General features: G+C 58.1%; 17 protein-coding genes. 9 read left to right on the top strand and 8 right to left on the bottom strand.

The window, feature by feature from the left end; all coding sequences use genetic code 11:
• The first annotated feature begins 39 nt into the window (after positions 1–39).
• Positions 40–195, top strand: coding sequence for a hypothetical protein (locus MJP36_RS17410; protein ID WP_244383588.1), 156 nt, complete (start codon positions 40–42; stop codon positions 193–195).
• Here MJP36_RS17410 and MJP36_RS17405 read toward each other — a convergent pair.
• Positions 182–859, bottom strand: coding sequence for an SOS response-associated peptidase family protein (locus MJP36_RS17405; protein ID WP_244383587.1), 678 nt, complete (start codon positions 857–859; stop codon positions 182–184). The two genes, MJP36_RS17410 and MJP36_RS17405, sit on opposite strands and share 14 nt — an antisense overlap.
• 83 nt (positions 860–942) lie before the next feature.
• On the opposite strand from MJP36_RS17405, the gene MJP36_RS17400 reads away from it, so the two are divergent.
• From MJP36_RS17400 to umuC, 3 genes are all read left to right on the top strand, one after another.
• Positions 943–1,152 carry a hypothetical protein gene (locus tag MJP36_RS17400; protein WP_244383586.1) on the top strand — a complete coding sequence of 70 codons (210 nt, stop codon included), beginning with the start codon at positions 943–945 and terminating at the stop codon, positions 1,150–1,152.
• 96 nt (positions 1,153–1,248) lie between these two features.
• Positions 1,249–1,674: a LexA family protein gene (locus MJP36_RS17395; RefSeq protein ID WP_102368983.1), complete on the top strand. Its 426-nt coding sequence runs from the start codon at positions 1,249–1,251 to the stop codon at positions 1,672–1,674.
• On the top strand, positions 1,667–2,944 hold the full coding sequence (gene umuC / locus MJP36_RS17390; protein WP_244383585.1) for a translesion error-prone DNA polymerase V subunit UmuC: 1,278 nt from the start codon (positions 1,667–1,669) through the stop codon (positions 2,942–2,944). The genes MJP36_RS17395 and umuC overlap by 8 nt, the downstream gene beginning before the upstream one ends.
• Positions 2,945–2,969: 25 nt before the next feature.
• On the opposite strand, the gene MJP36_RS17385 is transcribed toward umuC, so the two are convergent.
• Complete coding sequence (locus MJP36_RS17385) at positions 2,970–3,179, bottom strand: hypothetical protein (protein WP_244383584.1); 210 nt, start codon at positions 3,177–3,179, stop codon at positions 2,970–2,972.
• Positions 3,180–3,583: 404 nt separating this feature from the next.
• Positions 3,584–4,822: an MFS transporter gene (locus tag MJP36_RS17380; RefSeq protein WP_104996121.1), complete on the bottom strand. Its 1,239-nt coding sequence runs from the start codon at positions 4,820–4,822 to the stop codon at positions 3,584–3,586.
• Positions 4,823–4,974: 152 nt separating this feature from the next.
• Between MJP36_RS17380 and MJP36_RS17375 the strand changes: the two genes are divergently transcribed.
• Entirely contained in the window at positions 4,975–5,787 is an 813-nt protein-coding gene (locus tag MJP36_RS17375; RefSeq protein WP_104993542.1) for a class I SAM-dependent methyltransferase, read from the top strand.
• Between the two features lie 135 nt (positions 5,788–5,922).
• On the opposite strand, the gene MJP36_RS17370 is transcribed toward MJP36_RS17375, so the two are convergent.
• A complete protein-coding gene (locus tag MJP36_RS17370; protein ID WP_104993543.1) occupies positions 5,923–6,309 on the bottom strand; it encodes a TIGR03067 domain-containing protein in 387 nt (128 codons plus the stop codon).
• A gap of 336 nt (positions 6,310–6,645) precedes the next feature.
• Between MJP36_RS17370 and MJP36_RS17365 the strand changes: the two genes are divergently transcribed.
• Together MJP36_RS17365 and lpxO are read left to right on the top strand one after the other, a co-directional pair.
• On the top strand, positions 6,646–7,989 hold the full coding sequence (locus tag MJP36_RS17365; RefSeq protein WP_244383583.1) for a Wzz/FepE/Etk N-terminal domain-containing protein: 1,344 nt from the start codon (positions 6,646–6,648) through the stop codon (positions 7,987–7,989).
• A gap of 257 nt (positions 7,990–8,246) precedes the next feature.
• Positions 8,247–9,146 carry a lipid A hydroxylase LpxO gene (gene lpxO / locus MJP36_RS17360; RefSeq protein ID WP_060752807.1) on the top strand — a complete coding sequence of 300 codons (900 nt, stop codon included), beginning with the start codon at positions 8,247–8,249 and terminating at the stop codon, positions 9,144–9,146.
• Between the two features lie 19 nt (positions 9,147–9,165).
• Here lpxO and ligD read toward each other — a convergent pair whose 3' ends face one another.
• Positions 9,166–10,701, bottom strand: a complete 1,536-nt coding sequence (gene ligD / locus MJP36_RS17355; RefSeq protein WP_244383582.1) for a DNA ligase D — start codon at positions 10,699–10,701, stop codon at positions 9,166–9,168.
• A 22-nt stretch (positions 10,702–10,723) separates the two neighbouring features.
• Entirely contained in the window at positions 10,724–11,557 is an 834-nt protein-coding gene (gene ku, locus MJP36_RS17350) for a non-homologous end joining protein Ku (protein ID WP_244383581.1), read from the bottom strand.
• A 184-nt stretch (positions 11,558–11,741) separates the two neighbouring features.
• Between ku and MJP36_RS17345 the strand changes: the two genes are divergently transcribed.
• A complete protein-coding gene (locus MJP36_RS17345) occupies positions 11,742–12,056 on the top strand; it encodes a hypothetical protein (protein ID WP_060752810.1) in 315 nt (104 codons plus the stop codon).
• 12 nt (positions 12,057–12,068) lie between these two features.
• Complete coding sequence (locus MJP36_RS17340; protein WP_104993546.1) at positions 12,069–13,226, top strand: PQQ-dependent sugar dehydrogenase; 1,158 nt, start codon at positions 12,069–12,071, stop codon at positions 13,224–13,226.
• Between the two features lie 179 nt (positions 13,227–13,405).
• Here MJP36_RS17340 and MJP36_RS17335 read toward each other — a convergent pair whose 3' ends face one another.
• Together MJP36_RS17335 and MJP36_RS17330 are read right to left on the bottom strand one after the other, a co-directional pair.
• The gene (locus MJP36_RS17335) at positions 13,406–13,885 is read right to left on the bottom strand and encodes a nuclear transport factor 2 family protein (protein WP_060752812.1); all 480 of its coding nucleotides are present in this window, start codon (positions 13,883–13,885) and stop codon (positions 13,406–13,408) included.
• 45 nt (positions 13,886–13,930) lie between these two features.
• Positions 13,931–14,503 (bottom strand): TetR/AcrR family transcriptional regulator, encoded by a 573-nt coding sequence (locus tag MJP36_RS17330; RefSeq protein WP_060752813.1) that lies wholly within the window; start codon positions 14,501–14,503, stop codon positions 13,931–13,933.
• Positions 14,504–14,574: the final 71 nt, after the last annotated feature.

Raw genomic sequence — 14,574 nt, 5'->3', positions numbered from 1 at the left:
ATCTCCTACATACCAGCTTATTAATTGGTGATACAAATCATGGTCAATACAACTGGATTTGGATTTTTTGATGGGACTGCGATGGATTGCGGGTACGGTATTGCTGGTGATTTTCTGGATGCTTTTTATTGTAATGATTATGGAGAGAGTTTGGTCGATAAGGTGATCCTGATGCGGTCAGCTAAATCGGCTTGATTAGCTGGGCATCCTTTTTCCGAACGTTGCCCACGTCTTGACCGACTTTGAGCCATTCGAACACCTCAGACGGTTCCCCCTGATGCAACACTATCTGCTCGGCGCGCTCCTTGGGTGTGGCCGGGTCCAACCATTCCCGGGCCAGGTCCGGTGTCAGCACTACGGGGCGCCGGTCGTGAATGTCCACCATGCCTCCGGCGCTGTCGGCGGTGATGATGACGAAGCCATCGTGCTCGCCCGGGTCTTCGTCTGCGTTGGGCAGTTGGCCAATGGCTGCACACAGCACCGGGGCGCGGTCCCGCCGTCGGATCAGGTAGGGCTGTTTCTTAGGGCCTCCTTCATCGACCCACTCAAACCAGATGTCTATGGGCGTGATTGCCCGGTGCGGCCAGATCGCACGGAAGAAGGGGCCGTGGGCCACCTTCTCGACGCGGGCGTTGATCGGCGCGGCCCGGTCTTTTGCCCAATGGGGCCGCCATCCCCAAGGCACTGAGTCGGCGTGTAGCAGGTCACCCTGAACGTGCAACAGCGCAACCTGGTCTGTCCGGGCGATGTTATAGCTCTCAAGCGGGAGATCCCCCACAGAATTGGCCAGTGCGTTGGGCATGCTCAGAGCCGCGACGAAGTCATGAATGCCGCTGTACTGCGAAAGGCGTCCGCACATTGTCTTCTCCACTCGTCGGTACCGATGAACAGCCGGAGCCCGGCCAATCTCTACACTGTAGACATCGGCCCTGGATATTCGTCATGACGATCAACATTGAGCGGGCTAACGCAGTGCAAGCATGGTTCGCGCTGCGCGGCGACCCCGCCTTCATATCAACGACGCCGGAGGATCGCTATGAAATCCGCCTCGCCCTGGCCGATGATCTGAAAGTACGTGGCGCAATTGACAGCGAGCAGTGGCGCGAACTGGTCGAAGAGGCGGCCGCTGGCTATACAGATGAGGTGGGATGACTCGCCCGCTTGTCAGATATCTCTTACATCAAATTGACCCAAAGTCGCCTGCGATATTAACTGTACATTCGTACAGTATTTGTAAAAGGCTGCGCCGTGAGCTTTTCAATTTTAGGTCCTATCGCCGAGGGCGGCACGAAGCTGCCTTTCTGCTCGTTTCGAGTACCTGCGGGATTTCCGTCGCCCGCAGCTGATCATATCGAGCAGCACATCTCATTGGATGAGGTCTTAAATATCAGGGCGCCGCACGTCTATCTGATCGCCATTACCGGTGAAAGCATGCAGGGGGCGGGTATTTTCGAGGGAGACCTGGCCGTTGTGGATCGGTCTATTGAGCCGGCCCACGGGCATGTGGTGGTGGCTCTGCTGAACAATGACCCCATCTGCAAACGCCTGTGCAAGCGCGGTAAAGAGGTCATCTTGTTGTCGGAAAACCCGAAATACCCGGCACGCTACATCCTGGAGGGCGACGAGCTGTCGATCTGGGGCGTTATCACCAGTACCGTGCGCAGCCATGTCTAAGCCGGCACCAGTATTTGCCCTGATCGACTGCAACAGTTTCTATGCCAGCTGCGAACGTGTGTTCCGTCCGGACCTGGCCAAGACGCCTATCGTAGTTCTCAGCAACAACGACGGTTGTGTTATCGCCCGCAGCTACGATGCCAAGCCCTTTGTCAAAATGGGTGAGCCGTACTTCCAGATCAAGCACAAGCTCAAGCAGCACGGCATTGTTCCGTTCTCGTCCAACTACGCGCTCTATGGCGACATGAGCGAGCGAGTCATGACGCTGATTGAGTCAATGGTGCCGGCCGTTGAGATTTACAGCATTGATGAGGCCTTCGCCGAACTGACTGGTATCGATGGCCTGGATGCCCTTGGGCGCCAAATACGCGCCCGGGTATTCCAGTGCACCGGAATCCCGGTGGGCGTCGGAATTGCCAACACCAAGACCCTGGCCAAGTTGGCCAACCACACGGCGAAACGCCTACAAGCCCAGACCGGCGGCGTGGTGAACATCACCGACCCGGTCAAACGTGACTGGGTATTGCGCAACACTGACGTTTCAGAGGTGTGGGGCGTTGGCCGGAAGATGAAACTGCACTTGGACGCGATGGGGATCAAGAGCGCGATGGACTTGGCCAGGGCCGATCCGTGGACGTTGCGCAAGAAATTCAGCGTGGTGATCGAGAAGACGGCGCGGGAACTGGCCGGCACATCCTGCCTGGAGTTGGATGAGCCAGATCCTCCAAAGCAGGAAATCTGCTGCAGCCGGATGTTCGGCATGCGGCTGACGGAACTGGCACCGATCAAGGAGGCCGTGGCCACCTACATGATGCGGGCTTCGGAAAAGCTGCGCGCGCAGAGCTCGCTGTGCAAAAAGGTTCGTGTCTGCATCCGCACCGGGATGTTCAACCCGGAGGAGGCGAAGTATGCCAATGGCGTGGTGGTGGATATGCCGTATCCCACGGACGACGTGCGATTACTGACCAAGGCAGCGGTGGACGCCCTGGATCGAATCTTTCGGCCAGGCTTCAAGTACAGCAAGGCTGAGGTCATGTTGCTCAACCTGTGCCAGCCAGGCGAATACACGGATGATCTGTTCGCCGTATCACAGCCGGCCGAGGCGACCAGAGTGATGTCAGTACTCGACCAGATCAACGAACGGTGGGGAAGGGGAACGTTGCGCGCGGCCAGTGTGCCAACAAACCCTGACTGGGGAATGCGGCGTGACATGATGAGCCAGAGCTACACCACGAAGCTCGATCAGCTCTGGTCAGTGGCCTGCAAGTAGTTGAGCCCTCAGCGTCTGGACAATTTCATTCGGGCGACATCAGCATTGCGAGAGTCATTTTTATAAATTCTTCGTTGTGGTCAATGGTGCTAAGTGCGCCGCGAATGTTTTCAGCGACGTCGGTGGAGCCACGCTGCTCGACCCAATTCGACAGTTCCATGATGGAGGCCTCTAAGGCGAGCTGGTTTTCGTAGAGCTTGGACAGTAGGGAGGGGAGTAGGTCTGAGTTGGGCATCGGCTTTCCTCTGGTTGAGCGAAAAGCTTAGCAGTCGGTGTGTTGTTGGGATTTGATTTAGGTCGGCAGGACGCCGCGAGAGGTGTTATGCAGTTTCGGCATGAGCTGAAATTTGCCCGTTGGGACCAGTCTTGGAACCAACGGGTGCATTTTGGTGCGTTATTGGTGATTACTCATGATGACTTGGCCCAGCAAACACTGATCAGCAGTAATCATCGAAATGCATTTGATACTGCATGGTGATGTTAGCTGTGGAGATCAATTACTTTACCTATCAATGAGTTGCAAGCATTGCGGCAGGAGCCTTCAGGCATGCATCAACAGCGACATCAAGGCGCGAAACCCGGTCGCTGAGCAGAAAATGGGGGATGTGTGTTGGAATTTGGCGCGCATTGTCGCATATGTCAGGCGACAGTTGTATGGCACTCGAAAGATGGTTTTGCCAGGGTCTCCGGCATCGCGAGCCAGAGCAGCACCAGTGCAGCTGCGGCGACAAACGCCAGGGTCAGGAACGCAGCATTGTAGCCGGCCTGCTGGACCACGAAGCCGGCAAGGCTGCTGCTTAACGCCGCGCCCAGGCCGAATACTGTGGACAGTGCGCCCAGGCTGACGTTGAAGCGCCCGGTGCCTTGGGTCAGGTCTTTGACGATCACCGGGAACAGCGCACCGAAAATACCTGCGCCGATGCCGTCGAGCATTTGTACCGCCACCAGCCAATAGGGATCGTTGGACAGTGTGTACAGCACACCGCGCAACGGCAGGATCAGGAACCCCGCCAGCAGTAACGGCTTGCGGCCCCACACATCGGCTTTCAGGCCCACCAGCCAGGCCATTGGCACCATCACCAACTGTGCGGCGACGATACAGGCCGAGGTCAGGGGCGTCGCCATTTGCAGGTTGATCTGGGCCAGCTTCTGGCTGACGAGTGGCAGCATGGCGGCATTGGCCAAGTGAAACAGCGCGCAGCAAACGGCGAACAGCAACAGCGGACGGTTGGCCAGTAATACTTTCCAGCCGGATGGCGCTTCGTGGTCCTGCGCGTGGGCTGGGTCGAAACCCCGGGCCACTTCGTGATCGATCGCCGTGGGTGATACGCAACTCACGGCTACCAGGCTGGCTATCGCCATAAAAGCCATCAGGTAGAACACCACGACAGGGCCGAACAGGTAGGCCAGGCCGCCCGCCAGCATGGCCGCCACGGCATTGCCGGCATGGTTGAACGTTTCGTTGCGCCCGGTGCGACGGGTAAAGGCGCGTGGCCCGGTGATCCCCAGGGAAATCGCGGAAATCGCCGGGGCGAATACGGAGGCCGCCACCGCGCTGGCCGCCTGGGTCAGCGCCACCCAGCCGAACGAGCTGACAAAAGGCAATATCAGGCAACTCGCGGTCACGAGGATGGCGGCGATCGCAATCACCGCGCGTTTGCTATGCGTGCGGTCAACCAGCGCACCCGCCGGGCCTTGGGTGATCAGAGCGGCGATACCCGCCAGGGTCATGACGATACCGATACTGGCCGGGTCCCATTTATGCACCGCTAACAGATAGATCGCCAGATACGGCCCAAGCCCATCACGCACGTCTGCCAGGAAGAAGTTCAGGCTGTCCAGAGAGAGGGTGGTACGCAGGTCGGTGTGATGAGCCACGATGAATTCTTCAGCGGCAGTGCGCAGGGGTTGAGCACTCATTGGGCTAATGACCTGTAGCCATCGAGATTAGTTCGGCATGTCCAGGGGTTTTATCTGACATGAAACTGGCTTACTTTCCGAACCTCGCCGCACTGACTTCTGGAGACGCAATGGATATGCCATCGGCCGAGCAGGCTATCAAGAGCAATAGGCAAGCCTGGGATGAATCCGCCCGGCTGCATAAAGACACCGCCACCTGGAAGGCGACGCTGGCAGCGGTTGCTCGCGCCGACTTTTCCTGCCTTGACCCAACGATTACCCAGCTGCTGCAAGAGGTCGGCGTTGCCGGCAAGGACGTGGTGCAGCTTTGCTGTAATAATGGCCGCGAGTGCCTGTCGTTATTTGGCCTGGGGGCTCGTTCGGTGGTGGGGGTCGATCAATCCCGCGAGTTTCTCCAGCAGGCCCGGGAACTGGCCGATGTTTCGCCCCACTGTCCGCAGTTCATTGAGAGCGACATCCACCATTTGCCTGAAGCGCTGATGGGGCAGTTCGATGTAGCGCTGGTGACCATCGGTGTATTGGGCTGGATGCCGGATGTGGCGCTGTTCATGCGCCATGCTGCGAGTGTACTCAAGCCAGGCGGTGTTCTGGTGATGTATGAAACCCATCCGTTCCTTGAAGTATTCGATCCCGCGGCCGCCAACCCAATGTTGCCGGCCAGTTCGTATTTCCAGCGCGATCCCTTTGTATTGCAGGAATCCATCGTTTATGAGGGGCGAGGCGCCCTTGAGGGTCCGACGTCGTACTGGTTTGTGCACACATTGGGAAGCGTGGTGAGCGGCGCGATTGCTGCGCGCCTGCAGATAGGCCATTTGCAGGAGTACCCGCACTCCAATCGTGAAGAGCTGTACGATCAATACGAGAATCAACGTGCGCAATTGCCGCTGTGCTTCACCCTGACCGCGACCCGGCGTCCCGCCTGAGCCGGCTTGCCGAAGGCAAAAAAAAGCCCGCGCGAGGCGGGCCAAGGGATTCACTGGAGTAGGTAAGCGTCAACGTATCGCTTGGGAAGTGAAGGCTATGTGAAAAAGCTGTCGAGCATTCGGATGTACGCTCATTCAACCGCGCCGCACAAACGTTCGCATGGTTTGCCCCGGGCCGGTGCTGAACACCGTCGGCCTGGGCATGCCTTCATCAGCCGCGATAAAGACGAAATGATCGCCGTCGAGCCGGTAGCTGGCGGGTAGCTGCTTGCCCGCATCCTCGCCGATGGAGTCCACCCAGGTAATGCTTTTGGGGTGGGTGCTGGCGTCCAGGGAAAACCGGCCGGCCAGTAGGACATCGCCATCGACCGTCGTCACTTGGAAGCTGTCCCCTGTAATAGTGGTAATGGCACCTGGCGCACTGTGGGCGTCGGCGGGGTTGAGCACGCCGCTGTCTTCAAGGGCGGTCTGTTCCCAGGCACCTTGGAGGGCCTGATAGTCGGAGTGGGGATGGGAGGGCATGCAAATTCCTTTTCTGCGCGTGGAAGAGCCAGTTATATCGGATAAAAAACGATAATCCAGACGACGTGTGGGAATTTTTCTTTAGAAGACAGCGATTTGACAGCTTTTTCATGTTGTATTGGCTACGCTTCCAAGTGCATTGACCCTACATGAATGTTGTAGTTGATGTTTGCTTATATAAGACAGAAATAAACGCCAGCTTCGTAGGATCTTTCATCAGACTCAGTGGTCACATTGCCATCAGTCTGTAGTGCCAGGGCGTTGTCCCTGATTTTTAAAGTCATAGGGCTTTGAAGAGTGATGGCATTTTAGTGTCAATTTTGAGGTGTTCTTATTTTGAATCGTACTTCCCAGCTTCCGCCCGCTGTCGCTTCCGATGAAATCGATCTATTTGAATTGTTCCAGGGTATTTGGCGGCAAAAAAAGCTGATCGTGGGTTGTACGCTTCTGGTGGGTGTCTTGGGAGCGGGTTATGCCTTCCTGGCGCCGAAGACTTATGAAGTCAGCAGTGTGCTCAGGCCTGCGGCCATCAACGAATTGGACGCCTTGAACCGCTCTGAGGTCTACAAACTCCCGCCCGCCGATGCTCTATTGAAAGTCGGGTCTCAGTTGGATTCGTACGAAGCCCGCCTGGGTTTTTTCAAGGAGCATGAAGAGCTGTTCAAGGCTTTCAAGAAGCCTGGGCAAACCCTGGAACAGAGCTTTGAGGATTTCAACCGCAACTCTGTCAACCTGATCCTGCCGGACCCAAAGAAAGCAGACTCGCTGAGCAACTATATTCGCCTGGAGTTGCAGTACCCGACGGATGTTGACGGTGTGAGCATTCTCAACGGCTTCGTCGATTACGCCATCGCAGCCGAACGTGAGCAAGTCGGCGCAGACCTCAAGGTCATTGTTAATAACCGTTTGACTGAACTCAAGGGCAAGATCGACGCAGCCCGCGCCAACTACGATACCGAAAAGGAATCCAAGATCGCCAAGCTGCTTGAGGCTGATCGACTCAAGCGTGCGCAATTGCAGGATGAGCTAGGTGCCTTGCGTCTGCAGTTGAAGATGGAGCGCACCAATCGCCTGGCCGAACTGGCCGAGGCCATCTCCATTGCCAAGTCCATGGGGATCAAGACACCGACCACGCCATCCTCCATGGCCGATGACTCGCGTGGCGGTTCGAGTCAGGTCATGCGTACAGAGGTCAACAATCAGAAGATCCCGCTGTATTTCATGGGTACCGAAGCCCTGGAAGCAGAGCGCTCCGCATTGCAGCAGCGAACCAGTGATGATTTCACCAACCCTCGTATTGCGGAAATCGGCAAGGAACTTCAGATGCTCGAGTCCAACCGGGAAGTCGAGATCCTGAAAAAGCGTGGGAATGAAGATATTTTCCTGAAGGACGTCGAGCCGCTACGCGCTGAAGTTGCGCGTTTGCGAGGTCTTAACATCGATATGAGCAACCTCAAGTTGGTCACGGTCGACCGCCGCGCCCAGGAGCCATTGGCACCGGTCAAGCCCAAAAAAGCCTTGGTCATTGCGTTTAGCCTGGTGGGTGGCCTGTTGCTAGGGTTGGTGATTGCGCTGATCCGCTACCTCATGCTCAGCCGTCAAGGCGCCATAGCCTACGCAGCATTGGAAGACAGCAGTTTTTCCCGCCGCGAACGCAAAGACGATCAACCCTTGACGTAAAAGACCTGCGCCCGTGGGCGGGCGCGAGCGCCTGCCCACAAATTCTCCAGCACATTCAGTCGACAGCTTTTCACAATTCTTAGTTAACCTTTGGTTACAAACTGTGGCTAAATACCGGCCAATGGTCACACGTCGCAGGAGCTTGCGTGCCGTGTGCCACTTGTACGTGAATTGTGATTTCAGGTGCTGCCTTTTCATCCTTGGCTGATATGGGCCACAGGAGCAGCCTGTTCTCTCCCTGACTTGTGACGAATCCCTTGAAACTCATCATTGTTCTTCTCTACGTTGCCTCTATTGCGTATGTCCACCTGCGTGGCCGGGTGCGGCACAAGCTGGGCCGCCAACTCAGCGATCACTCGACGTTCCTGGCGCCGATCAACTGCTTTCTTTATCTGTTCTCCAAGCAGCCAAGCCGTCCTTTTCTGTCAGCCAGTGACTTTCCGGACCTGAGCCCTTTGCAGGAGCATTGGGAGGAGATCCGCAAGGAAGGTCAGAACCTGATGCAGGCAGGGGCGATCAAACGCTCGGATCAATACAACGACGTGGGTTTCAATTCGTTCTTCAAGTCGGGTTGGAAGCGCTTCTACCTCAAGTGGTACGGCGACAGCCATCCATCGGCGATGAAGCTGTGCCCGCGTACCACGGAGTTGGTGCAGAGCATCGGCTCGATCAAGGCCGCCATGTTCGCCGAGCTGCCACCGGGGTCCAAGCTGGTGCGTCACCGCGACCCCTACGCGGGTTCCTACCGCTACCACTTGGGCCTGGATACACCCAACGATCCGGCGTGCTACATCAATGTGGACGGTGAAAGCTATTACTGGCGCGATGGCGAGCCAGTCATGTTTGACGAGACTTACATTCACTACGCGGAAAACGCTACGCAGCAGAACCGCATCATTCTGTTCTGTGATATCGAGCGCCCGATGAAGTATCGCTGGGCGGCCGCGTTCAACCGTTGGTTCAGCCGCAATGTGATGGCCGCTGCAGGTTCGCCCAATGACGACGGCGACAAGACCGGTGGCTTGAACCGTGCCTTTACCCGCCTGTACAAGATTCGCCTGCGCGGCAAAGAGCTTAAAAAGCGCAATCGTGCGCGTTACTACCTGGAAAAGTGGGCAATTTTTGCAGGTTTGGCGCTGATCTTCATTCTCATCTGAAACCTGGCGGCGGCGCGAATCACTGCGGTGGTTGCGCGCCCAGCCTGTCCCACATCTTTTTGCTGATCCGCTGCCGGTTGGCATAACCGGCCCATGGGTCGTTCTTCAAACCTTGCAGGCGTTCCTGCAGGTTCGCCACCGTCCACTGCTGGGCGCCTTCCAATCCCTTCAATTCATCCCGACTGATCGGCACCGACACGGGCAGGCCAGGTCGTGCGCGGGCTGAATAGGCGGCAACGGTACTGGCGCCACGCGCGTTGCGCAGGTAATCGACAAAGATCTTGCCGACCCGGTTTTTCGGGCCGCTGGTGGCCGTGAAGCGTTCAGGCAGTGACCGGGTCATGAACTGTGCGATGGCCTTGGCGAACGCTTTGACGGTGTCCCAGCCGTCCCTACGTGCCAATGGCACGATCAGGTGCAAACCTTTGCCGCCGCTGGTCTTGACGAATGCGTCGAGCCCCAGCTCATCGAGTACCGACAGCGTCAGTTGCGCCGCCTCCAGCATGTTTTTCCAAGGCAGCGCCGGGTCCGGGTCAAGGTCGAGTACGAATTGGTCCGGTGTTTCGATCTTGTCCGTGGTGGCGCCCCAGCTGTGCAGTTCGATCGTGCCCATCTGCACGGCGCCGATCAGCGCGTCGGTGGTGCGGATCTCCATCAGGCGCGCATGGCCTGGGTCCAGCGCAGGTTCCAGGTGCTTGATATGTGGAATGGCCAGGCGCTCTGAGTGCTTCTGGAAGAACTGTTCGCCCTCAATGCCTTCTGGCGCCCTGAGCAGCGACACCGGCCGGTGCCACAGGAACGGCAGAATCCAATCACTGATCTGTGCATAGAACTGCGCCAATTGCTGCTTTTGCGTGCCGCTCTGCGGGTCTATGACGCGGTCGGCATGGGTGATGTTCAGCTGACTACGCGGGGCGCGCTTTTGCGCGGAGCGTTGTGCCGGGACGGCGACAGGCGCGTGAGAAGGCTGGGTTCGCGCTGTGTGTTTACCCACCGAAGCGTTGCTGATAACGCTGTTCGGTTCGGCCTCGACGATATCGTAGTCGGTGGCCGGGCGTGCCTGCGGGTCCTTTTCCTTGATCAGCAGCCATTGTTCCTTGGTGGCACTGCCCTGGAGGCGGGTACGCACCAAGGCCCAGTCGCCGGAGAGCTTTTCACCGATCAGGGTGAATTTCAGCCTGCCGGCGCGATAGGCTTTGTGCGGGTCATCGTGGGGCTGCCAGATGCCCCGGTCCCAGACGATCACATCGCCGGCACCGTATTGACCGGCCGGGATACTGCCTTCGAAGGTCCCGTAGCTCAGCGGATGGTCTTCGACATGCACCGCCAGGCGTTTCTGGCTCGGGTCCAGGCTGGGGCCTTTGGGCACAGCCCAGCTTATGAGTACGCCGTCCAACTCCAGGCGAAAGTCATAGTGCAGGTTGCGTGCGGCGTGCTTCTGGATGACAAACGACAGGGCGCCTGCCTCTCGCGTGTTGCCTGGCGCACTGCCGGAGGGTTCTGCGGTGATCTCGAAGTCGCGTTTACGGTTGTATTCGCTCAGGGGCTTGGGCATGGCAAGGGCTCCTTTGGTCGGTTCAGGAAGCTTTGCGCGGTTTTTTGGGGGCGGCTTTTTTCGCCGGTTTACCGGCCAGGCTGCGTTTGAGCAATTCCGTGAGGTCAATCACGTCGGCGGTCTTACGTTCCTCGCTGCCTTCGCTGGATTCCACGTCTTCGATCTTGCCGGCCTTGGCCTTCTTCGCGACCAGCGCCATGATCTTGTCCTGGAAGCTGTCGCGATAATCATCCGGTTGCCAGTCGGCGGTCATGTCCTCCACCAAGCGCTTGGCCATCTCCAGCTCGCCCTTGGCCAGGCTGGGCTTGGTGACGTCGCTGGGCAATTCCAGTTCGTCCAGGCTGCGCACTTCGGCGGGCCAACGCAGCATGACCAGCACCAGGGCCGATTCCAGTGGCATCAGCGCCGCCAGGTGCTGCTTGGTGTGCAGCACGACATTGGCCAGGGCGACCTTGCCGGTTTTCTTCAGGGTTTCGCGCAGCAGCGCATAGACTTTGCCGCCGCGTTTGTCGGGGGCCAGGAAGTAGGGCGTGTCAATGTTTTGCAGGGGGATCTGGTCGCTGGCGACAAAGGCGATGATTTCGATGGTCTGGGTCGACTTGGGGTGAGCTGAGCGGATTTCTTCTTCGCTGAGCACCACGTAGCGACCCTTTTCATAGGCCACTCCCTTGACGATGTTCTCTTTGGTGACCTCCTTGCCGGTGGTCTTGTTGATGCGTTTGTAACCCACCGGATCCATGCTGCGTTTGTCCAGCCAATCAAAATCGACGCCTTGTGAAGACGTCGCCGAGACCAGGGAGACAGGGATGTGGACCAGTCCGAAACTGATGGCGCCTTTCCAGATTGCTCGTGGCATAAGTGCGATTCCTTGAGAAGTGCCGGTCTTCTGGTGACTGGCCGGCTCGGGAAAAAGTTTCGACGGAGGGATGCACGGACAGATCGTGTTACACCTGATCAGAAAGTATTTAGTTACGAATGCCGAACCCTAGGCGTAGCGTGTTATCGAAAGCACGTGTTGTCCGCTTCAGAGAGGCATAGTCATGAACCGTTGTGTACGTCATTTCGCTGCATTGGCGTTGGGCCTGGCGCTGGTGCCCTTGGCCCAGGCGCAAAATCTGCCCGGCCACTTTGATACCAACAACAGCCCTATTCATCGGGCCAACCCCAACAGCATGCAGGGTACGGTGCCCAATGCGCCGCCCACTCGGGGTATCCCGGCCGTTCCCAGCGGCCCCGCGCCGACCCTGGAAAACGGCGGTATCGGCAATCGCTATCCCCAGCGCGACAGCGCCCCCAGCCGGCCCGCGACCGAAACCAAAGCACCCACCTATGATGCCAACGGCAATCGCCGGTAAGGACGACGTCTTATGTTTCTACGCAAAACCCTGCTAGCCGCGATGTGTGCAACCACGCTACTTCCATTGACGGCCGTGTTTGCGGCGCAGGCTCGACAGTTTCCCAGCGAGCAGGGCAGCATCAGCGTCACGCCCGTCGCCAAGGGGCTGGAGCATCCATGGGCCGTGGCATTCCTGCCGGATAAACAAGGTTTCCTGGTGACTGAGCGTCCTGGCCACCTGCGGTTCGTCAGCCCGGACGGCAAACTGTCGGCACCGCTGACCGGCGTACCTCAGGTGTGGGCCAAAGGGCAGGGCGGCTTGCTTGACGTCGTGCTGTCACCGGACTTCAAGCAGGACCGCCTGGTGTATCTGTCCTACGCCGAAGGCGGTGGCGAGGGGGGCAAGGCCGGTACCGCCGTCGGGCGTGGGCGCCTGGCCGATGACTTGAGCGGCTTGAAGGACTTCAAGGTCATCCTGCGCCAGGAACCCAAGTTGTCGACCGGTAACCACTTCGGCTCGCGCCTGGCTTTCGACCGTGATGGCTACCTGTTTGTGACCTTGGGTGAAAACAACGATCGCCCGACGGCCCAGGACCTGGACAAGCTGCAAGGCAAGGTGGTGCGCATCTTCCCGGATGGCCGGGTGCCGGAAGACAACCCCTTTGTCGGCCAGCAGGGCGTACGCCCCGAAATCTGGTCGTATGGCCAGCGTAACCCGCAGGGTCTGGCAATGAACCCGTGGAGCGGCACGATCTGGGAAAACGAACATGGGCCTCGCGGTGGTGATGAAATCAACATCATCGAGCGTGGCAAGAATTACGGTTGGCCGCTGGCGACTCACGGCATCGACTATTCGTTGACGCCGATCCCGGAGGCCAAGGGCAAGGAAGTGGAAGGCACCGTGGCGCCCCATCACGTCTGGGAGAAATCACCGGGCATCAGTGGCATGGCGTTTTACGATGCTGATCGTTTCAAACCCTGGCAGCACAACGTGTTCATCGGTGCCTTGGCCAGCCAGGAACTGATACGCCTGCAGTTCGATGGCGACAAGGTGATCCATGAGGAGCGTTTGCTCGGCGGCTTGAAAGCCCGCATCCGCGATGTACGGCAGGGCCCGGATGGCTATCTGTATGTGCTCACGGATGAGGATGACGGCGTGTTGTATCGGGTTGGCCTGAACTCGGACTGAGTGGGTTGCGGTGCAATGCCAGTCAGTCAGGGCTTGCTGCTGTCACTGTGGCGAGGGAGCTTGCTCCCGTTGGGCCGCGAAGCGGTCCCAGCTTTTGGTTTGAAAAGACTGGGCCTGCTACGCAGTCCAACGGGAGCAAGCTCCCTCGCCACAGGTTAACCGTCGTCCGCTCTAAATGTTTAGAGCCCCAGTTCGGACAGCCCCGGATGATCATCCGGGCGTCGGCCCAGCGGCCAGTGGAATTTGCGCTCGCTTTCCTGGATCGGCAGGTCATTGATGCAGGCAAAGCGGTTCGCCATCAGGCCGTTTTCGTCGAACTCCCAGTTCTCGTTACCGTAGGAACGGAACCAGTTGCCGGAGTCATCGTGCCATTCATAGGCATACCGCACCGCAATCCGGTTATCGGTAAACGCCCATAATTCCTTGATCAGCCGATAGTCCAGCTCCTTGGCCCATTTACGGGTGAGGAAGCCCTTGGCTTCTTCGCGGTTGTGGGCAAATTCGGCGCGGTTACGCCATTGCGTATCCAGGGTGTAGGCCAGCGACACTCGCTGTGGGTCGCGGGAGTTCCAGCCGTCTTCGGCCAGGCGAACTTTTTCGATCGCCGACTCGCGGGTAAAGGGCGGCAAAGGCGGGCGTGTTTCCGGGAGAGATGACATTGGGCAGTTCCTTGACACAATAAGGGTTATCGAGAGTTGCCGGATTTACGCGTTCTCAAGTCCTAATAACGTTCGCGCCATGCATTGCGCATTATCAGCGGCTGTTGAATCGCCCATCACCAAGGCAACGGTTATCGCACCATCGATCAATATCAGCAGTTGCGCGGCCTGCTGTTGCGGGTCGGGGGTGCCATGTGCTTCACACAGTTCAAGTGCGTACTCGAACAGTTTCTGTTTATGGGCTTTGGCCAACAGCCGCACCGGGTCTTGCGCGTCACCGGTTTCGCCGCTGGTGTTGATGAAGGCGCAGCCACGAAAGTCCGCCGACGCAAACCAGGTTTTCAGCGCACTGAACAGCGCCAGCAGGCGCTCGCCGCTGCTTTCGCTGCGTTCCACTTCTGCGCGCAGCCACTGCATCCAGCGCTCATCGCGGCGTTGCAGGGCGGCGATCACCAACTCGTCCTTGTTGGCGAAGTAGCGATAAATACTTTTTCTCGACACACCGGCGGTTTTCACCAAGAAATCCATGCCGGTGGCGGCGATGCCGTGGCGATAGATCAACTTCTCGGTGACGTCGAGGATAATGTCGCGGGTTTCACTGGGAGTCATGTCGTTCATGTGGCTAACAGTAGAACGATCGTTCTTCTTGGTCAATCAACTTTTTCAATGCGTGACTGCGAGACCTGAGC

The organism is Pseudomonas palleroniana (assembly GCF_022836895.1).
In the GTDB taxonomy this organism is placed as follows: domain Bacteria; phylum Pseudomonadota; class Gammaproteobacteria; order Pseudomonadales; family Pseudomonadaceae; genus Aquipseudomonas; species Aquipseudomonas palleroniana.
This window is presented reverse-complemented; position numbering and strand designations above follow the sequence as displayed.